Here is a 22,126-nt window from a genome sequence, read left to right as displayed (position 1 = left end):
ACGCCGTCTGTGATCGGATCGGCCCGGACCCCATGGCTTTTCGGAGAGTGCCGATGCCGTCGCCGGCCCAGACTGAAGCGGTTCCGTCCAATCCTGTCCAGTATGCGCGCCCAAATGGAGGGGTTTGGAGCCAAGTCGGCGTCATCACCGTCGATTACCCGCCGGTCAATGCCGTCGGTCATGGCGTGCGCAGCGGATTGCTCGCCGCACTCGACGACGGGCTGGCCGACGACGGGGCGGACGCGCTGGTGATCGTCTGCGCCGGCCGCACCTTCATGGCCGGTGCCGACATCCGGGAGTTCGGCAAGCCGTCGGCCCCGCCCACCCTGCCGGAAGTGGTGGCGCGCCTGGATGCCGCGTCCAAGCCGGTGGTCGCCGCCATCCATGGCACGGCGCTGGGCGGCGGGCTGGAAGTGGCGCTGGCCTGCCATGTCCGCGTCGCGCTGAAATCGGCGAAGCTCGGCCTGCCGGAGGTCAAGCTGGGCCTGCTGCCGGGCGCCGGCGGCACGCAGCGGCTGCCGCGACTGGTCGGGGCCGCCAAGGCGCTGGACATGATCCTGTCCGGCGATCCGGTCGGCGCGGAGGAGGCGCTGGCGCTCGGCCTCGTCGACGCGGTGGAGGACGGCACCTCGCCGCTGGAAGCCGGCCTGCGCGCCGCAGAACGGCTGCTGGCCGAGGGGAACGTGCCGCAGCCGGTCAGCGCCCGCACCGACCGCATCGCCGGCACCGACCCCGGCCTGTTCGCGGCGAAGCGGGCGGAACTCGCCAAGCGCCAGCCGCACCTGTTCTCGCCACACCGCATCGTCGACGCTGTGGAGGCCGCCGTCACCCTGCCCTTCGCCGAGGGCACGGCGAGGGAGCGGGAGCTGTTCCTGGCCTGCATGGAGTCGCCGCAGCGCGCCGGCCTGATCCATGCCTTCTTCGCGGAGCGCGAGGTGGCGAAGGTCCCCGGCCTGCCGGCCGACACGCCGACACGTGACATCCGCAAGATCGGGGTGATCGGCGCCGGCACCATGGGCGGCGGCATCGCCATGTGCTTCGCCAACGCCGGCATTCCGGCGGTGCTGGTCGACACCGCGCAGGAGGGGCTCGACCGCGGCATCGCCGCCATCCGCCGCAACTACGAGGCCACCGCCCGCAAGGGCCGGCTGACTGCGGCGCAGGTGGAGGAGCGCATGGCGCTGATCCACCCGACCCTTTCCTACGCCGACCTCGCCGACGCCGATCTGGTGGTGGAGGCGGCGTTCGAGAGCATGGAGGTCAAGCAGACCATCTTCCGCAAGCTGGACGAGACCTGCAAGCCGGGCGCGATCCTCGCCACCAACACCTCGACGCTGGACGTCGACGCCATCGCCGCGGCAACCGGCCGGCCGCAGGACGTGCTGGGCATGCATTTCTTCAGCCCGGCCAACGTCATGCGCCTGCTGGAGGTGGTGCGCGGCGCCAAGACTTCCGACAGCGTTCTGGCGACGGTGATGGGGCTGGCGCGGCGGATCGGCAAGGTCGGCGTGGCGGTCGGCGTCTGCTACGGCTTCGTCGGCAACCGCATCCTGCACCAGCGCGGCCGGGAATCGATGGCGCTGGTCGAGGAAGGCGCCAGCCCGGAGCAGGTCGACCGCGTGCTGACGGAGTTCGGCTTCCCGCTCGGCCATTTCTCGATGACCGACCTTGCCGGCATCGATGTCGGCTGGCGCATCCGCGAGGAGCGGCGCAAGTCCGGCGATCCGGAGGCGCAGGCGCCCAACTGGCTCGACACGCTGGCGGAACGCGGCCGTTACGGCCAGAAGACCTCGGCCGGCGTCTATCGCTACGAGCCCGGCAGCCGCACCCCGATCCCCGATCCGGAGGTGGCGGCGGTGATCGAGGAGGACCGGCGGCGCCGCGGCATCACGCCCCGCACCGTCAGCGACGAGGAGGTCCGCGAACGCTGCCTCTATGTGATGGTGAACGAGGCGGCCAAGATCCTGGAGGAAGGCATCGCCGCCCGGCCGGTGGACATCGACACCATCTGGCTGCACGGCTACGGCTTCCCGTCCTGGCGCGGCGGCCTGCTTTTCTGGGCCGATCGGGAGGGGCTGGGCAGGATCGCCGAGGCGGTGCAGCGTTACCACCGCGACATCGGCGGCCCACAATGGCGCCCCTCTGCTTTGCTGCTGCAATGCGCGGCGGAAGGACGGCCCATCGGATGCTGAAAACGGAATGCGGATTTCAGTTTCGAAACTAGTTTCCGTTACTGATTGTTAGGATTCTTCCCTATACTCTTCGGACAGGGACGCTCCGCCGCGATCGTCCGGCCCCCCAGCCGGGCAGCATGACGGAGCCGACCTGCACGAGGAACCCGGGCTTCACCGAAGGGGAAGAGCATGAAGGACATGACCGTCGCAGCCACCGACTGGGGTCTCCACGCCGTCGCCTGCAGTGGCCTTCGTGACGCTCCTCCTTCCGTCTGGCTCGGGACGTTGCGCAATGCGCTGTCCGGCAGCGGCACCGGTCGCCTGTTCCTGGATCTGCGGGAGGTCGGCGTTTCCCCCCTGCCGTCCTCTCATCTGGGCGCCTTGGCCTCGGTCGTCGTCCAGGCCGGACTCAGCGCGGTCCTGGTGTCGGACCTCCGGCTCGGCCATGCGCTGTGCGATGCGGTTCGCCGCAATGGCGCGACCGGGGAAACCGCAGCCGGCCTGCGCGTGCTGTCCGCCGACGGCCGCGACCGGGTCGCCATCGCCGCCGCCTATCAGTGGCTGCTGAACGGTCGGGAGCCTGCGGATGCCCTGCGGGTGTCCGACGGCCGCCCGTCGGTGCTGCCCTTCCCCACCACGGCCACGGTGCAGAAGCGGTCGAACTTCCCCGGTTCCACCCCCCTGCGCCACGCGTCGTGACAGCCGTGCCGTAACCGCATTTCTTTCCGCAGTCGTCGTCGTCTCAACTGCCTTTTCGCCCCGGCCGGACCCGTCCCGCCGGGGCTTTTTATGTTTGAAGCCCTCATAGATATCAGATTTCTCTGAATTATAGAGCCTATTCTGACTATGGACTTTTCGCGCAACGACTGACTGATGCGTCCACATATTTGACGACGTTCAGATTTTCTTCAGCAAATCACGGTGTTATTGCCAGTTGCTACTAGCAACTTCTGCCCCGGCGAAAGGGCCGTGATGACAGACCCTCAGAAGGCCGACGCAACGTCCGCACCGCTCATGACCATCCCCGAGGCGCTCGCCTCGGAAGCGGCGGAGGTGCTTCTGAGCGGCAATCGGCAAGCGCTGCTGGCGGTGCAGGAGAAGATGGCGGAAGCCCTGAGCAGCCAAGGCTTGCCTGGAAGCGCCGCAGGCGCGCTCGCGGACGGCTGGATGCATGACTTCGCCGATGGACTGGGCGCCCATGCCACGCCGGATGCCGCCATCCTCCAGGCGAACCGAATTGCCGAGGGTGCCGTCGCGCGCATGGCCCAGGCGATGCAGGATGCGGCGTCCCTGACGGGCGAGCAGCGGATGGCGACGGCACTGGCGCAAGGACAGGGAGTGGACACGCACTCGCTGTCCGTCCCGGGCTCGGCAGCCGACCTGTCCGCCGCCCTGTTCAACGGCGTGATGGACCCGCTCGCCCGGCCGGCGGGGGCAGCGGACCCGATTGCCGCACTGGCGCAGTCCCTCAGCGCGCCGGCGGCCCAGACGCCTGCTTCAGCGCCCCCGCTGTCTCCGGTGGACCAACTGACCGCCGCGCTGGCCTCCGGCGCTGGCGTGCAGGAGGCCGTCAAGGCAGTGGGAAGCACTCAGAACAGCCACTTCGCCGATACGCTCGAACGGGCGCTGTCCAGCGGTGCGAAGTCCGAGGCAGCGGTCGCCGCGGCCCGGGAACTGAGCGCCAGCAGCGAGGGGTTGGCCCACTCCGCCTCGGTTGCACAGTCCGACGGAAACCATATGCTTGCCACGCTGGCGGCGGGAGGCGCAGAGGCGCGCAATGCGCTGGGCGGGCCGGCCTTCGCCAGCGTCCTGAATGATGCGCTGGCCAGCGGTGGAGCGCCCGATGCGGCGCTCGGCGCGTCGGTCAGGGCGCAATCGGACCTGACGGCCAGCCAGACGGCCGCCGCGGTACCGGCGAAACCGACCGACGCGCTGGTGGCGTCGCTTGCGTCCGGCCGCGACGTGGCCGAGACGGTAAAGACCTTCGCCATGGCCGCGGGTATCGACGCGAAGGCATCCGGCGGGTTCGGTCAGGCTCTGGAAGGCGCGCTGTCCGCAGGCCAAGAGCCGGCCGGGGCACTGGGCGCGGCACGGCAGGACGTCGTCGCCCTGTCCGCCCTGTCCGCCGAGACGATGAAGGGCGTCAAGGCCGACCCGCTCGTCACGGCGCTCGCCAGCGGGAACGATGTCCAGCAAGCCGTCCAGGCCCTGGGCGGAAGCGGCGCCGCATTCAGCGCGGCGCTGGGACAGGCCTTGGCGGAGGGCCGGACCGCCGGGCAGGCGCTCGCGGCGGCCCGGCAGGCTGCCGAAACCGTCCAGCAGAACGCCAGCGCCAGCGAAGTCCCGGTGTCGCCGCAGGACAAGGCGTTGGCCGATCTCGCCAACCCGGACAAGGCCGCCGCTGCCGAAGAGCCCGGCGACGGCAAGAAGACGGCCGAGGACAGCGCGCAGCACAGCGATAGCGCGGACGGCAAGGCCGCCGATCAAGTGGCGGACGCCGAGGCCAAGGACGCCAAGCCGGACGGCGAACCGGACAAGGAAGGCAAGGACGACGCCAAGGAGACCTCTGGCGACGAACAGTCGGCCGATGCCTCCGCCGATGGGACGCCCCCCGCGCCGGACACCTCCTCTCCCCCGGCGGCCAAGCAGGCGACGATGAGCGAGGCCGCGCTCAAGACCATCAGCTTCGAACAGGCCGGCGCGGCGGACAAGGGAAGCGCGGGCGACACCTCTCCCCACGCCACCCCGTCCCCGGATGCAGGGCCGGCGACCTCATCTCCGTCGGCGACCAAGGCGCTGACCACCACCGACGCCTTCGCCGTTGCCGCGCTAAGCCAGCAGCGGGCGGTGCAGGCGGCGGTCCAGGCCCTCGAGAACGCGTCACCCAACACGACCGGCACCGGTTCACCCGGCAATACGCCGACGCTTCCCTCCACCCCCAGCCTTCCGGCCGGGCAGCATATCGTCGCGCCCACCCTGTCATCGTCCTTCGACGCGGCGGCCCTGGCGAAGGCGCTGGCGGTGACCGAGGGAACGGCCGCTCCCGCAGGGTTCACCGTCTTCCACCTGATCGAATCGATGTTCCGCCCCGGCGAGACCGGCGGCAGCGTGGTCGGCGTCGCCATCGTCGGCAACAGCGGATCGGCGCTCGGCGTCTGGCAGTTCAGCGTCGATGGCGGCAACTGGCTGGCTGTGGGCTCGGTTGCCGAAGCGGCGGCGCTCGTGCTGCCGGGCAACGCCCTTCTCCGATTCCTGCCTGCGGCAGGCGCCTCCGGACAAGCTCCCGCCTTGGACCTCCGGGCGGTGGGGGATGAATGGACCGGCGGCTTCAGCGGCGCCGAACACCGCCTGTTCACGATCGCCGGCACGGGAGGCACGACACCCCTGTCGTCGGAGGTCGCGCGGCTTTCCCTGCAGATCACCCCCGTCAACGGCGCCCCGGTGGCGACGGGCGTACAGGCGGTCCTGGATGCCGTGGCGGAGGACGGCACCAGCCCGTCCGGCGCCAGCGTTTCCTCGCTGTTCGGCAAGCTGTTTTCCGATCCGAGCGATGCGGTCTTCGGTGCCGCCGGAGACGGCTTCGCCGGCGTGGCCGTCGTCGCCAATCCCGGCAACGCCGCCCAGGGCGAGTGGCAATATTGGGACGGCGGCAGCTGGGTCGCCGTCGGTGCGGCGTCGGACAGCAATGCGCTGCTGCTGTCGGCCGGCACGATGCTGCGCTTCCTGCCGGCCGCCAACTGGAACGGCCAGCCACCCAGCCTGATGGTGCGGCTGGTCGACGATTCCCAGGGTGCCATCGTCAGCGGCGACCGTGTGGATCTGAAAAGCGTGGGCGTCGGCGGAACGACGCCCTACAGCGTGTCCGCCATCCTGCTCGACAGCCATGTGACCGCCGTCAACGACGCGCCCATCGCGACCGGCACGACGGCGACGTTGGCGCCTGTCGCGGAGGATACAGCCAATCCCGCCGGCACGACCGTCTCCGCCCTGTTCGGCAGCCTGTTCTCCGACCCGATGGACTCGGTGGCCGGCGGGTCGACGGCGAACGCCTTCGCCGGGGTGCTGGTGATCGGCAACGCCGCGACAGCTGCCCAGGGATCCTGGCAATACTGGACCGGCACCGCCTGGACAGACATCGGCGCGGCGAGCGACGGCAACGGGCTGTTGCTGGCAGCCGGCACCGCTCTGCGCTTCCTGCCCGCCGCCGACTGGAACGGCACGACGCCGGCCCTGACCGTGAGGATGGTGGATGATTCGCTTGGCGCCTTCGCCAGCGGCGGGCGTGTCACCGAGACCACCGGCGGTGGGACCAGCCGCTTCAGCGCCGGCACCATCGCGCTGGCCGGCACCGTCGATGCCGTCAACGACGCGCCCGTCGCCACCGGCACCGCCGCAACCCTGCCGGACATCGCGGAGGACACCGCCGATCCGGCCGGCGCGACCGTGACCAGCCTGTTCGGCGGCCTCTTCTCCGACGCGGCCGATGCCGTGGTGGGGGGATCGTCGGCCAACGGTCTTGCCGGGATCGCCATCGTCGGCAACGCGGCGACCGCCGCACAAGGCGTCTGGCAATATTGGACCGGCACCGCCTGGGCGGCCGTGGGGGCCGTGTCCGAAGGATCGGCGCTGGTCGTCGCCGGCGCCGACCGCCTGCGCTTCGTGCCGACGGCCGACTGGAACGGCACCACCCCGGCGCTGACGGTCCGGCTGATCGAGGAGGGCGGCGGCGCCACCCTGACCGGAAGCCATGCCGACCTGACGCAGGGCGTCGGTGGCAGCACGGTCTACAGCGCCGAAACCATCGCGCTGACCGGAAGCGTCACGCCGGTCAACGACGCGCCGCAGGTCACCGCCGGCACGACATCGCTGTCGACGGTGAAGGGCGTGGCCGTCGCGGTCACCGGGCTGTCGGTGTCGGACATCGACGCCGGTTCGACGCCGATGCTGGTCACCCTGTCCGCCGGACACGGGACGCTGACCCTGGCGAACGGCGGGCTGGATGCCGTCATCACCGGCAACGGGACGGACACCGTCACCGTCCGGGCGACGCTCGCCACCATCAACAGCCTGCTGGGCGCCACCAACGGGCTTCTCTATACCGCGACCTCCTACACCGGCGCCGACAGCATCCATATGCAGGTGGACGACCAGGGCGGCGGCGGAGCGGGCGGGCCGCTGACCGCCGGCGCATCCGTTGCCGTCACGGTGGTGCCGCCCAACGCCACTCCGGTTCTGATCGACACCGACCTCTCCCTCTCCGTCGCGGCGGAGGCGCTGGCGCCGCCCACCTCCGGCACCGCGGGGATCGCCGTATCGACGCTGGTCGGCCTGAACGGCACCGGCCCGGCCAATGTCACCGACGGCGATGTGGGGTCCGTGACCGGCATCGCCCTGGTCGGCACCAACGAGAGCTATGGGCATTGGTGGTTCTCGACCGACGGCGGCACGACCTGGACCCTGGTCGGCACGGTCAACGACAGCGATTCTGCCCTGCTCCTGCGGTCGACCGACCGGCTCTATTTCCAGCCCAACGCCTCGGTGCCCGCCACCGTCAGCGGAGCCCTGACCATCCATGCCTGGGACCAGACCAGCGGAACCGCAGGCACCAAGGTGGCGATGGACACAAGTGCCGGCAGCGCCTTTTCCACCGCCACCGACAGCGTGACACTGCACCCCGGCGTGCTGATCCCGAACGGCTCCTTCGACAATGGGCTGAGCGGCTGGACCTACACCGGCGGCACCAGCGTCGGAGCGACCGGAGACGGTCATGAGGCAACGCTCACCTCGGCGAGCGGCCAGACGCCGACCCAGTTGGAGGACTTCCTCGGCCTGACCCACGGGTCCATCGCCACCGCGACCGGGACTGTGCCGTCCGCCGGCCATGCGATGAAACTCGGCACGACCGTGACGGTGACGCAGGATACGACGCTGACCTTCGACTGGTCCTTCACCTTCACCGACAACGCGTCCTATCACGACTTCGCCTTCGTCAGCGTCAACGGCGTGGTGACAATGCTGGCGAAGGAGGCGAGCGCCAGCGGCAGTTTCAGCGTGGTGGTTTCGGCAAACAGCACCCTGTCGCTCGGCTTCGGCACCTCCGACACCGGCGACAACAGCGTCAACCCGATCCTGCGCGTCGACAACATCAAGCTCACCACCGTCGCCAGCGATCCCATCGTGCTGGACATGACCGGACGGGGGCTGGCCCTGCGTCCGCTGTCCGACGGCATCCATTTCGACGTGACCGGCGACGGCGTCGCCGACAGCACCGGCTGGATCGGCTCCGGCAACGCCCTTCTGGTACAGGACAGCAACGGCAACGGCCGGATCGACGACGCGCGCGAACTGGTATCGGAACAGTTCGGCACCGGATTCAACAGCAGCCTGGAGGCGCTGGCGTCCCTCGACCGCAACCATGACGGACACCTGGATTCGACCGACGATGCCTTCGCCACGCTGAAGGTCTGGCAGGACGCCGACGGTGACGGAATAAGCCAGGCCGGTGAACTGCGAAGCCTCTCCGAAGCGGGCATCCGCTCCATCGCCACCACCTCGACGCCAAGTGATGCGATCCTCGCCGGCAGCCGGATCCTGGGCACCACCAGCATGACGATGGCCGACGGCAGCACCCATACGGTAGCCGGCGTCGCGTTCGACGTGAAGGCCGCCTCCGCGGCACAGGTTCAGATCCAGCCGACGGGGGTCACCCCCGCCGGCGCTGCCGAAAATGCGGTGCCGGGGACCAACTTCACCAGCCTTCTGGCGTCCGGCCTTGGCCTGCCCACCGACGCGGGAGTTGTGCCGCAATCGGATTTCTCTCATTTGCTCGCATGGAGTCCGGAGGCGCACGCTCCCGATCAACATCATTTGCAGAATAGTGATGCGCCAAACGTGCATCACATAAACGGATCCTAATAGGCATGACAGATTTAGAGGATTTATTAAGCAATTGAACACTGTTTTGTCTTAATTTCTGACGAGATCGGTCGGCTATATTCGCCAGCGCAACAAGCCACAAAGCTTCAGCCGACAGCGTTTTCCAGGACCTTCATGCGCAAATTTTTCTTTTACGCCACGGCCTGGCTTACGCTTCTTGGCGGAGTGCCACAACCTGTAATTGCGTCTCCCCGCGAAGACGTGATCTCGCTGATTGCCAAGGCGACTGAAACGCATGACCGCCTGAGAGGGGCGGAGGCGGCAGCCGACTCCGCCCGCAATGGCCTGCGGATCAGCCATGGCGGCTGGTATCCGACCCTCAGCCTGTCGGCCAACGGCGGACGCGAGACCACCGAAAAGCCGGCCGGCCTTCCCAACACCGACCTGAACGCCGGCCAGCTTTCGATACGCGCGACCCAGCTGATCTGGGATTTCGACGCGACCAATGCCGACATCCGGCGGGCGCAGGTCTCGGTCGTCCGCGCCGACATCGCGGTGGAGCGCACCCGCCAGGAACTGCTGGTGGAGGGCCTGTCCGCCTACGCCAACCTCGTCCGCGCCCACCGGCTGCTCACCTTCGCCCGGCAGTCGGAAGACAACATCCGCCGCCAGACCGGTCTTGAGGAGGTCCGCCTCCAGGAAGGCTACGGCTTCTCCACCGACGTCCTGCAGGCCAAGAGCCAGCTTGCCGGCGCCCAGGCCCGCCGCGTCGCGGCCGAGGAGGCGATGCAGACCGCGCTGAGCCGCTTCCAGGCCTATTTCGGCCATGTGTCCTTCCGGCTGGACGGCGCGCAAGTCCTGGCGATGACCAAGGCCGCCCTGCCGGCGTCGATGGATGCGGCGGTGGAGGAGGCGCGGCGCCACAACCCGCGCCTGCAAGAACTGGCGCTGACCACCGCGGCAGCCGAGGAGGCCGTGACCTCGGTGCGCGGCCGCAGCCTCTATCCCCGGGTGGAAGGCTTCGTCGAGCGCAACGTCAAGCGCGACGTCGCCGGCCAGCCCGGACGGCAGAACGAGCTGCTGTTCAAGCTGCAGGTCACCTTTTCGCTGAACACCGGCCTGACCGCGATCAACAGCGTCCGCCTCGCCGAGGCCGACCTGCGCGCCGCCGACGCCAGCTGGGCCGATCAGGAGCGTACGGTGCTGGAGACCGTCCGCAACAGCTGGAACCGGCTGGAAAGCGCCCGATCGCAAGTGAGGCTGCTGAACGATCAGGCCAGCCTCGCCGCCGGCTTCCTCGATGTGGCGCGGGCGGAGCGCGAGTTGGGATCCCGATCACTCATCGACATCCTGTCGGGCGAGACGACGCTGATCAATGCCCGCAGCGACGCCGCCGCCGCCGAGACGGAGCTGGTTCTCGCCGGCTACCGCCTGCTGGCCGCCATGGGCCGGCTCAACGCCGCCGACATTCAGACCAAGCCGATGCCGAAGTCGGCAGCAATGGGGCGCGGCCTGTTCGGCGACCCCGGCAGGCAGGAACCGGCGCCTCCCGCCAACCGGGATTCGAAGCGCAAGCGCGGGACGGGAGACCAGCAATGACCGGCGGCGCCATCGGCCTGCTGCTTCTGCGGCTTCGCGCAAATCTGCGGCTGACGACACGGGTCTTCGCGGCTTCGCTCGCGGCGAACCTGCTCGGCCTCGCCTCCTCCTTCTACACCATGCTGGTGCTGAACCGGTATGTGACGCATGGCGTCGATTCCACGCTCGTGGCGCTGACGGTTGGCGTCGTGCTGTCCATCGCCTTCGAACATCTGTTCCGCCATGTCCGGCTGGGCATCGCCGGCCGCATCGGTCGCGTCGAGCATGAAAATCTCGCGACCGGCGCCTTCGGCATCCTGCTGACAGCACGCAGCGGCGCCGGTTCGGCGGAGGGCGACGCTGCCCGGCGCGAGGCGATGCGGGCGCCGGAGCAGATCGACGCGGCGCTGGGGTCCGCCAATCTGGCGACCCTGTTCGACCTGCCGTTCGCCCTGGGCTTCATCGTCGTGGTCGCGCTGGTCTCCTGGCCGCTGGCGGCGATCTGCGTCCTCTTCACCCTGCTGTCGATCGGCGCCGGCCTGCTGGCCCAGGCCGACATGCGGGCGGTCGGCCGCGATCTGGCACAGGCCGGTGCCGACGCCCAGGGGCTCGTCACCTCCGCCATCGTCGGCCGCGACGCGGTCGCGCTGTTCGGCGGCGCGAAGCCGTTGCTGGGCGAGTGGCAGCGTGCGGCGAAGGCGCTGCGGACGATGCGCGAGCGGATGTCCATGCGGCAGGGCCGCGCCCAATCGATGGCGCAGAGCCTCCAGGCGCTCCAGGGCGTGGCCGTCATCGCCACCGGCGCCGTGCTGGTGGTCCGTGGCGAGTTGGATGTCGGTTCGCTGATCGGCGTCAACCTGCTGGTCGGCCGCGCACTCGCGCCCTTCACCCGGCTGGCGCAGATCGGTGAATCGCTGGCGATGGCACGGCAAGCGCAGCTCCGCCTGGAGCAGTTCGCCCGCACGGCGGTGGAGCCGCCGACCGGCACCAGCCTGCCCCGCTATGGCGGGACGCTGGAACTGCGCGACCTGACCTACACCCCGGCCGGCGCCGTCACCCCGCTGCTGCGCCGCCTGACGCTGTCGGTGCCCGCCGGCAACATCCTGGTGCTGAAGGGCCGGAACGGCTCGGGCAAGTCGACGCTGATCCGCCTGCTCGCCGGGCTGGCAGATCCGCAGGAGGGGGCGGTGCTGGCCGACGGCGTCGACATCCGCAAATTCGCCCCGCTCTGGTGGCGGCAGCAGATCGGCTATCTGCCGCAGGAGCCCGTCTTCCTCAACCGGACCATCCGGGAGAACCTGCTGCTCGCCAACCCGCGTTTGTCGGAGACCGAACTGCAGGCCGTTCTTCACCGCGCCGGCGCCGACCGCGCGCTGGCCGACTGCGCCCAGGGGTTGGACACGCCGCTGCGCAATTTCGGCCAGGAACTGCCGGTCGGCCATCGGCGTCGGCTGGCGCTCGCCCGTGCGCTCGCGGTCGGCGGTCGGCTGATCCTGCTGGACGAGCCGACCGACGGGCTGGATGCCGAAGGCACCGCCGTCGTCTACCGCACGCTGATCGAACTGGCGCGCGCCGGCCACACCGTGGTCATCGCCTCGCACGATCCGCGCATCCTCCAGGGCGCCTCGCTGGTGCTCGACCTCGACCGGCCTCCGGACACGGCAATGACCCCCGACACGACCGCAATGGTGGCGTCATGAAGCCGCTTCCTCTGCTGACCCGCAAGCCGGCCGCCGGCCCTGCCCTGCCTCCCGCCCTCCCCCTGGCGGGCGCAACGGCACCGGCGCTGTCCTTCACCACCGCCACGGCGCCGGAGACCGAGGGCCGCTTCGGCGATGGATTGTTCGCCGTTAGCATCGCCGCCTTCCTGGCAGCGGTGGGCTGGGCATCGGTCGCCGAATTGAACGTCTCCAGCAGCGCCCCCGGCGACGTGGTGCCGCTGGCCTACAACCAGTCGGTCCAGCATTTCGAAGGCGGCATCATCCGCGACATCCTGGTGCAGGAAGGCGATTCGGTGAAGGCCGGGCAGATTCTGGTGGAGTTGGACCAGACCAAGACGCGCGCCGACCTTGAGGAACTGCGCCTGCGCCTCGGCTCGCTCTCCGCCGACATCGCCCGTCTGGAGGCCGAAGTCGCGCGCCGTGACAGGATCGACTTTCCCGACAAGCTGAACCGCGAGCGGCCGGATCTGGTGGTGCAGACCCGCGACCTGTTCCGCGCCCGGCGCGACCGGCTGGCCTCCGACCTCGACATCCAGCGCCAGGACATCGTCCAGCGCGAACAGCAGATGGCCGCCGTCCGCGCCCGCATCTCCGGTTCCCAGGTGGCGCAGGGCCTGATCCGCGAACAGCTGTCCATCAGCGAAAGCCTGCTGAAGCGCGAGATCACCAACCGCATGAAGCATCTGGAACTGCTGCGCGACGACGCCCGCATCACCGGTTCCATCGCCGAGGACCGCGCCACCCTGGCCCAGGCCGAAGCGGCTCTGGCGGAGGCCCGCAGCAAGCTGGTGTGGATCGGCCGCAAGTACGAGGAAGAGGGCCGCAACGCGCTCGACGAGGCGCGGCGCAACCACAGCGAACTGTCGCAGCGGCTGACCCGCTATCAGGACAGCCTCGACCGCTCCAGCATGCGGGCGCCGATGGACGGGATCGTCAAGACGCTGGCGGTCTCCACCAAGGGCGCCGTCGTCAAGGCCGGCGAAACCGTGGTGGAACTGGTGCCGCGCGACGGCAATCTGGTGGTGGACGCCCGCCTGCCGGTGCAGGACATCGGCTATGTCCGTGCCGACCAGCCGGTGGTGGTGACGCTGGCCGGCAGCGATGCCTCGCGCTTCGGCCATATCGAGGGCCGGGTGCGGACGATCAGCCCCGATACCCTGCTCGATGCCAACAAGCAGTCCTACTACAAGGTCCGCGTCGAGCTGCCGGTGACCCACTTCGACTATGGCGGCAAGACCTACGAACTTTTCCCCGGCGTGCGGGTGACCTGCAGCATCCTGACCGGGCGCCGCACCATCCTCGACTATGTCTTCTCGCCGGTTCTCAACGGTCTCCAGCACGCGATGCAGGAGCGGTGATGATGGTCCGCGCGGCCCGACTTTTCCCTCTCCCGAGGTTCACCCGATGCTGAGTTCGCTCCAGCCCCGTTCCCGGCCGCCGCTGCGCTGGTCGCACATGACCAAGAAGGCGCGCTTCGCCCTGATCCTGGCGGCGGCGATGCTGGTCACCGTGCTGGTGTCGCTGGTGGTGCGCGCCGGCTTCCTGGGCGAGCGCGGCGGCGAGCCGCTGACGCTTGCCGTGGTGGGACCGCTGAGCGGGCCGGACTCCGCACTGGGACTGGCGCTGCGCAAGGGGGCGGCCCTGCGTGCCGACACCATCAACGCGGCGGGCGGCATCGGCGGCCGGCCGGTGGAGATCAGGCCCTTCGATGACGAGGGCGACAAGGGCAAGTCGCTGGAGATCGCCCGTCGCATTGCCAACGATTCTGCCATCGTCGCGGTGATCGGCCACACGCCGGAGGCAACGGACAGCGCCACCGCCATCTATGCCCAGAAGAAGATCCCGCTGATCGCCCCGCGCCCGCTGGTCCGCCCGGCGGATGCAGCACCCAGCCCATGGCTGTTCAGCATCGCCTTCGACCGCACGCACGAGACCCGCTTCCTCGCCAACTATGTCCGCAACGTGGTGGGCGAACCGATGGTCGCCGTCATCCGCGAGGACAGCGAACAGGCGGCCACCCTGGCCGGTCAGTTCGACACCATCCTCCAGCGCTTCGGCACCAAGCTGGTCAACCAGTGGACCTACGCCCCCGGACGCGGCGGGGCCGGCGCCCTGCCGGCGCTCGCCCAGGCGGTGAAGGAGAAGATGCCGACCGGCGCCGTCATCGTCATCGGATCGGCGGTGGACAGCGCCCGCGTGGTGGTCGCGCTGCGCGATGCCGGCGTGCGCAACCTGATCGCCGGCGGTTCCGAAATGGCGACGGCCGCTTTCCGCACCGAGATCGTCGCCCAGACCCAGGCCAATCCCAAGGCGCTGACGCCCGAGGCCTACGGCCATGGCCTGCTGGTCGCCTCGCCCGTGCTGTTCGACACGGCGAACGAGCGGGCGCAGCGCTTCTACGGCCAGTATGTCAAGCGCTTCAACGCGGTGCCCGACTGGACGGCGGCGCTGGGGGCAGACGGGGTCGACCTGATCGCCGGCGCCATCGCCGCTTCCCCCGCCGGCGCCGGCAAGCCGGACGGCGACGCGCTGCGCCTCGCCATTGCCGGACATGACCGGACCGAGAATGCCTTCCAGGCCAATGCCGGCGCCTGGACCTTCGATGCCCGCGGGCAGGCGACGCTGCCGGTGATGATGGCGACCTACAACGGCCTGAACCCGGTGGCAGCGCTGACCCAGCTGCAGCCGATCCGCGAGGCCGGCGTCTCCAACTTCCTGGAGGAGGTGCAGCGGGGACGGGCGCTCTACGTCAACGACCGCTTCATGTACAAGACGGACGTCATCTACACCGGCGTCCAGCTGCACGAGATCCGCGACCTCAATCCCGATGCCAACGAAGCGACGCTGAACCTGACCATCTGGTTCCGCTACCGCGGCGCCTTCAACCCGGCCGACGTCGTCTTCACCAACACGGTCAAGCCGGTGGAACTCGGCAAGCCCTACCGCGAGGAGCGCGGCGAGGTCACCACCTACGTCGCCTACCGGATCGAGGGGCGCTTCTCGCTCGACTTTTCCGACCAGCGCCCGCCCTACGGCAGCCATTCGGTCGGCGTCAGCTTCCGCCACCGGACGCAGAACCGGAACACGGTGATGTTCGTTACCGACGTGCTGGGCATGTCGCTGGTGAACACCAACGATTTCGTGGAGAAGCTGAAGGCGATGGCGGCGGCGGAAACCGCCTCGGCCGCCGACCTCAGCCTCGCCGACCGCTTCCGCCGGGCGATGGAGGGCGAAAGCGAAAGCTCCACCCTGCTCGACCAGCTGCGCGCCCGGCGGGTGCTGGCCCCGTCGCCCGGCTGGCGGCTGGCGCGCGCCTGGATTTCCCAGGACGTCACCAGCGTGAGCAGCGAGGGCGACCCCAACTATGTCGGCTTCGGCCGGCCGCAGCCGGACTTCTCCCGCGTCGATTTCGGCGTGGTGGCGACGCCGGACGCCCCGGCGGCGCGCGACTTCATCCACCGCGACTTCTTCGTCTACATCGCCATCTTCAGCGCCGTTCTGGCGGTGTTCGCCGCCGTCATGGACCGGCGCGACCGTGGGCAGTTCTGGAAGATCCAGACCCTGTTCATGCGCATCCTGTCCTGGCCGCTTCTGCTGATGTCGGCCGGCAACATCGCGCTGGACCAGGCGGTGGCGACGCTGCCGGCCAGCGGCATCGCGATGGTGGTGAACGGCATCAACGTGCTGTGGTGGATCGTGCCGGCGATCCTGGTCGACCGCACGATGGAGCGCTTCGTCTGGACCCCGCTGGAGATCCGCACCCAGCGCCGGATTCCGGCGATCGTCCGCCGCTTCTCGACCCTGATCGTCTTCGGCTTCGCCGGCTGCGGCATCATCGCCTTCGTGCTCAAGCAGCCGATCACCAGCCTGCTGGCGGCATCGGGCCTCGTCGGCATGGTCGTCGGCCTCGCCATCCAGGCGAACATCGCCAACGTCTTCTCCGGCATCGTCCTCAACATCGAACGACCGTTCCAGATCGGCGACAGCATCCAGATCACCGACATCGTCCGCGGCGTGGTGGTGGACATGACGTGGCGGACGGTGCGGGTGCGGAACGTCGCCGGCTTCATCGTCGCCATGCCCAACGCCAAGGTGTCTGAGGCCACCGTCGTCAATTTCAGCGCGGTCGAGCGGGTATCGATGAAGCTGGAATATTTCGCCGACGCGCGTCACGACCCCGGCCGGATGGGCGGCCTGCTGACCGGTGCGCTGCGCGCCGCCGACCGGGTGATGCCCAGCGCGACCGGCGGCCTGCCCTTCGTCCGCTATGACGGCTTCCGCGCCGTCAACGGCCAGTGGCTGTGCAAGTACAACCTGTTCTTCTGGGTCAAGGACCACGACGCCAGCTTCGCCGTGCCGGAGCTGGTCTGGCGGTCAGTCTACCGCACATTGGCCGATGCCGGCATCGACCCGACCCCGCCCGATCTGACGGAGGCGGGCGCCGCGATCGGCGCCGCCACCGGCACCGTCACGGCCATACCGGCATGAGCAGGACCATTCCGATGACACACCCCTTCTCCCGCCGCCGGCTCGCCGCGGCGATGCTGCTGCCGGTCCTGCTCGCCGGGGCGGGCTGTGCCCCGCTCGGCGGCGACAAATCCGCCGCGATCCTTGAGCAGGTGGCCGACGGCGATTACGACGTCGGCATCCGCTATCCGTCCAAGCGCACCCGTTACGTGATGATCGTCGAGGACGACGAGGAGTCCTTCGCCATCACCAACCGGGCGGCGGCTGGCAGGAATATGGCCGGCAGGGATACGGCCGTCTCCGTGGCGATTCCGGCGGAGGAACCGGCCGCACCCCAGCGCAACGACAGGGTGCTCGCCCCCTGTGCCGGGTCGGCCGGCAACTGGTATCGCCACACGCCGGCCGGCTATGTCTGCGCCGGCCAGCCGGGCGCCGCATCCGCGGCGGGGGGCTGACCCTTGAAGCGTCTGGCCCTGACAATCGCCCTGCTGCTTGCCGGCTGCGCCGCGGACCGGTCCCCACATCCGGGTGCGGACGGCGGCGCGAGCAGCACCTCCGCCCCCATTCTGCGCATCACCGCCGATGCCGACGCCAACGACCGCCATCCGGTGGCCATCGACGTGGTCCGGGTGGCCGACGGCGCGCTGGCGCGCCGGCTCGGCTCGCTCGACGCCGTAAGCTGGTTTCGTGATCGAGCCGCCCTGAACGGTGAGGCCTCCGGGCAGATCGCCATCGCATCGTGGGAGATGGTGCCCGGCCAGAGCGTGATCCTGCGCAGCCTGCCGCCCTTCGCCGCGACTCCATCCGCGACCATCGTCTTCGCCCGCTACCGCACGCCGGGTGTCTACCGCCAGTCGCTGGATGGCGCCGGCGCCCTGGACATCCGGTTGGGTCGCAACGGCTTCACCGTGGCTCCGCTGCCGAAGGACACAGCACCGTGACCGTCCGGCCTGCCCCCTCGCCTGCCCATTTGCCCGGCCAAGCTCCGGCCGCGCCGGCTCTCCCCCAGGAAGCGACGCACGGCGCCGGTCCCGGTGTCCTGTCCCTGTTCCGTGCCTTCCACACCGACCTGCTGGCCGCCTGCGCTCAGGAGCAGGCCCCCGCCGGATCGGTGGCCGAACGGCTGGTCGCGACGCTCCACGGCATGAGCAGCGCAGCGACCGCGCAAGGTCCCGCCGCCCACGGCATGGTGGTGAAGGCGGCCTTCGCGATGGCGATGCTCGCCGACCGGGCGCTGGCCCAGGTGAAGCCGGCCGATGCCGTCGTCGCCGGCCGTCTGTTCGGTGCGAACGCCACGTTGCAGACCCTGTTCGTCCAGGCCGACGACCTGATCCGCCAGGGCGCCAGGGCCGACCGCGGGCTTGCCACCGTCTATCTTGCAACGCTGGCCCTGGGCTTCCCCGACGACGCCCAGGCGGCCGCGCGGCGTTCCCCGCTGCACCGGATCGTCACCGGCAGGGAAGGTGGAACCGAGCCGGCCCAGGCCGGCCTTGCCAGCCCGCGCGCCTATGATCCGCCGGCGGGTGCCGTGCTCGGCAGCTTCCGTCCGTCGGCACGGCGCTGGTGGATGGCGGCCGGCGGCGTGGCGGCACTGTTCCTGCTGGTTTCGCATCTGCTGTGGTCGACCGCGGTGAACGATCTCCAGCGTGACCTGCACGGTGCCCGCTCCGCGGTCGAGGATATGGGGCTGTCATGGTCTTACTGATCCTGACGCTGGAGTTCCTGCTCTCCACCATCGGCTCGGCCATCGGCTGGGTCCTGTCCTTCGTCTTCGCCTTTCTGCCCTACGCGCTGGCGGCGCTGCCGCTCTACATTCTCTACCGGGCGGCCCGGTCGGTCTGGCCCAAGCTGCGCGCCCGACTGCGCCGCAGCCGCAAGCCCGCCGCCAAGGCGCCGGCCCGCAACAGGGCGGCGGCGCGCAAGGCCATGACATCCTCGCCGCTGCATGTGAGGGCGGAGCCGCCGCCGCCGTCGAAGGCCGCCGCCGGCAAGCCGCCGCTGGCCCGCATCTACGGCGAAGGACTGGACATCCTGACCCGGCAGATGCGCGGTCCCCTGAGGCGCGGCGACATCCCCTGGTTCCTCGCCTTCGGCGTCGGCGGTCCGGCGCTGCTCGCCACCGACCCGACCCATGTCAGCTGGCCGGAAGACGGCAACACCGGCGACGGCTGCTGGTGGTTCTGCGAAGGGGCGGCGATCCTGCATGCCGGCGCCGATTCCGCCGACGGCTCCAGGCTCGACGCCTCCTGGCCGGCGCTGGTCGCAGCGGTGGGCAAGCGGCCGATGCGTCGGCCGCTGGACGGCATCCTGCTGATGGTCGGTGCCGACGAATTGCTTGCCGCCGCCGAACGCGAGGCGCCGCGCAAGGCGCTCGCCAAGCGGGCGGAATCCCTGCGCGCCCGGCTGCGGGCGATCCGCGACGACCTCGGCATGGTGTGCCCGGTGCATGTGGTCGTGGTGCGGGCGGAGTCCCTCGACGGCTTCGCCGATCTCTGCGCCGCGATTCCCGCCGCCCTGCTGGACAGCACGCTGGGGTGGACCAGCCAGCAGGATTGGCTGCTGCCTTTCGAACCCGCCCGGGTGGGCGAGGCCTTCGACGCCATCCGCTCGGATCTCGCCCTGCTGGAAGCGGACGCCCTCGCCGCTGGGACCGCCGGGGTCCGCCTGCCGCTGCTCGCCTCGTCCCTGGAAACGCTCCGGCACCCGTTGGCGCTCTTCCTCGACAGTGCGTTGGGAGGTGATGAGGCCGCCGAACCCTTCCCGCTGCGCGGCATCGCCCTGACGGGCGCCTGCGCCACCGCGACGGGCGGGCGCCGCCCGGCCTTCGCCCGCGACCTGCTGCCCGGCCGCGCCTTCGCGGAACCCGGCTACGGCCGACCGTCCGAAGCCGCCTTCCTGAAGGGCCGCCGCCGGCGCCGGATCGCGCAGGCCACGCTGGCCGCATCCGCCACGGTCCTGTCGCTCGCGGCGTGGCAGGGCTTCGCCGCCGTCTCGGCCGGCAGCCCCGCCGTTGCGGATTCGGTCACCGACCTGCGGCGGGCGCTGCTGTCGCACGACGCCGTTGCCGACGCTGGCTTGGTGACCCGCGTGATCGCCGCCACCGCCGCGATGGAGCGCGACCGGCTCGCCACACCGCTGCTGCCGACCTCGCTGTTCAGCAGCGTCGACGAGGACAAGCGGCGGCTCGCCTCGGTCACCCTGCGCCGCGCGGTGCTGCGGCCGATCCGCGACGCGCTGCTGCCCAGCTCCGCCCTGACCGACCTGCCTCCCGTCACCAATCCCCGCAGCGTCGAAGAGCTGCCGGCCTTCCGCCGGCTGGCCGCACAGCTGGACCGCATCGGCGGCCGGCGCGACGCGCTGGAGCGTTACGACCGCTTCCGCCGCAACAGCGGGTTCGACGAGCTGATGGCGCTGGCGGGAAGCGTCTATGGCGCCGTTCCCCGCCCGCCGGTGACGGCGACCGACGGCTTCATCACGCGCATCGCCGCCGGTGCCGACCTTCCCAACCTGGATGCCAGAACCATCGCGGTCTCACTTCGGGCGGAGTCGGTGCAACTCGCCACCCCGCTCGCCGAAGAACTCTATACCCGCAACCCCTTGCGCCTCCGCGCGCAGGCGCTGGCCTGGCGTCTGCAGGATCTTCCCGGGACACCGACAGACGAGGATGTCGCGGAGGTCCGCCGGCTGGTCGATGCCGTCGCCGAGGCCACCGGCTGGCCGATCGCCGCCGCGCTTCAGGACCCCGCGCGCGGGTTGCCGGATGCCGTCAAGCTGGCGCTCCAGAAGGCGGCGATCGCCGACCTGCCCGGCCGCGACACCACCGACCGCATCACGGAAGCGCTGTCGACCGCCGCCACGTCGGCCCGTGCCGCCGTTCTGGCTCTCGACGCCGCGCCGGTCGGCCGCCTTCTCGCAAGCGCGGAGGGGGGAGCGCTGGCCTTGAACCCGGCCGTCGCCGCATTGCCGGCGCAGATGGCCGCCACCCTGGCCAGCAAGGCTCCGGACGAACCGGCGCCGGCCAAATCCGCCGCCCCCGAAAGCAAGCCCGCAGAGTCCGTTTCGGCCGCACCGGCAGTCGAACCGCAACCCGCGCCGCCGGCCCAGGTGGCGGTTGCTCCCATGCCCGAACGACCGGTTGCCGTCAGCCCGGCACCTGCACCGTATACGCCCCCGCCGCTGCCGCCTGCCGGAGTTCCGGCCCCGGAATCCGACGCGGCGGTGGCGACGCTCGAATCAACCTTCTCCCAGTCGCTGGCGGGCCGCTTCCCCTTCGTCCGTCCCGACCTCGCCCGCGGCGCGCCCGATGCCGATCCCAGGGAGGTTCGCCGCTTTTTCGAGCAGCTTGACGAGAACCGGCCCGCGATCACGAGGACGGCGACGCCCGAACTCGCCGCTTTCCTGGAGAAGATGGAAGCGGCACGGCCGCTGCTCGACACGGTCGCACGCAATGCGCCGGTAAGGGTCCGTTTCACCTACGGCACCAATCGGGCGCAGGAGCTTGGGGCGGAGCACATCATCGATTGGTCGGTCCGTTCCGGAACCGGTGCGGTCGGTGGCTCCACCGGCTCCGAACCGTTGGTCTGGAAGGTCGGTCAGCCGCTGCAGATCAGCTTCCGCTGGGCCTCCGGTTCGCCCTACCGGCCGAAAAACGCCATGGCGAGCGAGGCCGAGGCCGCTGCGGGCGACACGCTGACCCTGGTGGAACGCGGCCCATGGGCATTGCTCCGCCTGTTGAGAGGCCGGTCGGCTCCCTCCCCGGCCACCGGTGACGGCGTTTTGCTGCGCATCGCCCTGCCGACCCAGACCATCGGCGGCGAACCGGCACGCGACACGATCCTGTTCATGACAGCGTCGGTTGCCGTCGGATCGCGCACGTCCCTGTCGCCCAGGACGTTCGAACTGCCGTTCCGTTTCCCTTCCAGGTAGTACAATGTAGTGATCGCAAGAAAAGACGGTGATGAATTTCGTCACAATCCGCGACAAGGCGATCAAATATCCTTTTAAAACCCCAGCAACCCTTATTGCGACTTAATACGATTTTAATTAATAAAAACGTATCAGTAGGTTAGCTCACGCTGCACCGGCAGACTTATAGGTCTTGCTGGAAAACCGATCTAATCATGATTTGCTAATTTCTTCGCTGCCCTAAGCAGCAAACGCCATTTGTTTGTCAATCGCTGCGTCTGCAATTGACGAAAGGCTGCTGCTTTCCCCCAGGAAGCTCGGCTCGGCGATGCAAACCGCACGGAAACGTGTGATGCGCATCGGAATATCCACCACCGATCAACACATCCCGACCCGAGAAAGGCT

At 69.7% G+C, this 22,126-nt stretch carries 11 protein-coding genes; all 11 read left to right on the top strand.

Annotation, left to right across the window (positions count from 1 at the left end):
• Positions 1–53: 53 nt before the first annotated feature.
• The gene (locus B9N97_RS11280) at positions 54–2,192 is read left to right on the top strand and encodes a 3-hydroxyacyl-CoA dehydrogenase NAD-binding domain-containing protein (RefSeq protein WP_208621196.1); all 2,139 of its coding nucleotides are present in this window, start codon (positions 54–56) and stop codon (positions 2,190–2,192) included.
• Between the two features lie 171 nt (positions 2,193–2,363).
• Positions 2,364–2,873 (top strand): hypothetical protein, encoded by a 510-nt coding sequence (locus tag B9N97_RS11275; protein WP_085086324.1) that lies wholly within the window; start codon positions 2,364–2,366, stop codon positions 2,871–2,873.
• 273 nt (positions 2,874–3,146) lie between these two features.
• Complete coding sequence (locus B9N97_RS35935; protein WP_208621195.1) at positions 3,147–9,089, top strand: hypothetical protein; 5,943 nt, start codon at positions 3,147–3,149, stop codon at positions 9,087–9,089.
• A gap of 222 nt (positions 9,090–9,311) precedes the next feature.
• Entirely contained in the window at positions 9,312–10,649 is a 1,338-nt protein-coding gene (locus tag B9N97_RS11265) for a TolC family protein (RefSeq protein WP_244560668.1), read from the top strand.
• A complete protein-coding gene (locus B9N97_RS11260; RefSeq protein ID WP_085086322.1) occupies positions 10,646–12,328 on the top strand; it encodes an ATP-binding cassette domain-containing protein in 1,683 nt (560 codons plus the stop codon). Before B9N97_RS11265 ends, B9N97_RS11260 begins: the two co-directional genes overlap by 4 nt.
• A complete protein-coding gene (locus B9N97_RS11255; protein WP_085086320.1) occupies positions 12,325–13,707 on the top strand; it encodes an HlyD family type I secretion periplasmic adaptor subunit in 1,383 nt (460 codons plus the stop codon). Before B9N97_RS11260 ends, B9N97_RS11255 begins: the two co-directional genes overlap by 4 nt.
• A gap of 46 nt (positions 13,708–13,753) precedes the next feature.
• Positions 13,754–16,837 (top strand): ABC transporter substrate-binding protein, encoded by a 3,084-nt coding sequence (locus tag B9N97_RS11250; protein WP_085086318.1) that lies wholly within the window; start codon positions 13,754–13,756, stop codon positions 16,835–16,837.
• A gap of 14 nt (positions 16,838–16,851) precedes the next feature.
• Positions 16,852–17,271, top strand: a complete 420-nt coding sequence (locus B9N97_RS11245) for a hypothetical protein (RefSeq protein WP_085086316.1) — start codon at positions 16,852–16,854, stop codon at positions 17,269–17,271.
• A gap of 3 nt (positions 17,272–17,274) precedes the next feature.
• Complete coding sequence (locus B9N97_RS35595) at positions 17,275–17,757, top strand: hypothetical protein (RefSeq protein WP_085086314.1); 483 nt, start codon at positions 17,275–17,277, stop codon at positions 17,755–17,757.
• The gene (locus tag B9N97_RS11235; protein ID WP_167393272.1) at positions 17,754–18,521 is read left to right on the top strand and encodes a DotU family type IV/VI secretion system protein; all 768 of its coding nucleotides are present in this window, start codon (positions 17,754–17,756) and stop codon (positions 18,519–18,521) included. Before B9N97_RS35595 ends, B9N97_RS11235 begins: the two co-directional genes overlap by 4 nt.
• A complete protein-coding gene (locus B9N97_RS11230) occupies positions 18,509–21,742 on the top strand; it encodes a type VI secretion protein IcmF/TssM N-terminal domain-containing protein (RefSeq protein WP_244560667.1) in 3,234 nt (1,077 codons plus the stop codon). Before B9N97_RS11235 ends, B9N97_RS11230 begins: the two co-directional genes overlap by 13 nt.
• Positions 21,743–22,126 lie beyond the last annotated feature (384 nt).

This window comes from Azospirillum oryzae (assembly GCF_900177515.1).
Classification (GTDB): Bacteria; Pseudomonadota; Alphaproteobacteria; order Azospirillales; family Azospirillaceae; genus Azospirillum; species Azospirillum oryzae_A.
This window is presented reverse-complemented; position numbering and strand designations above follow the sequence as displayed.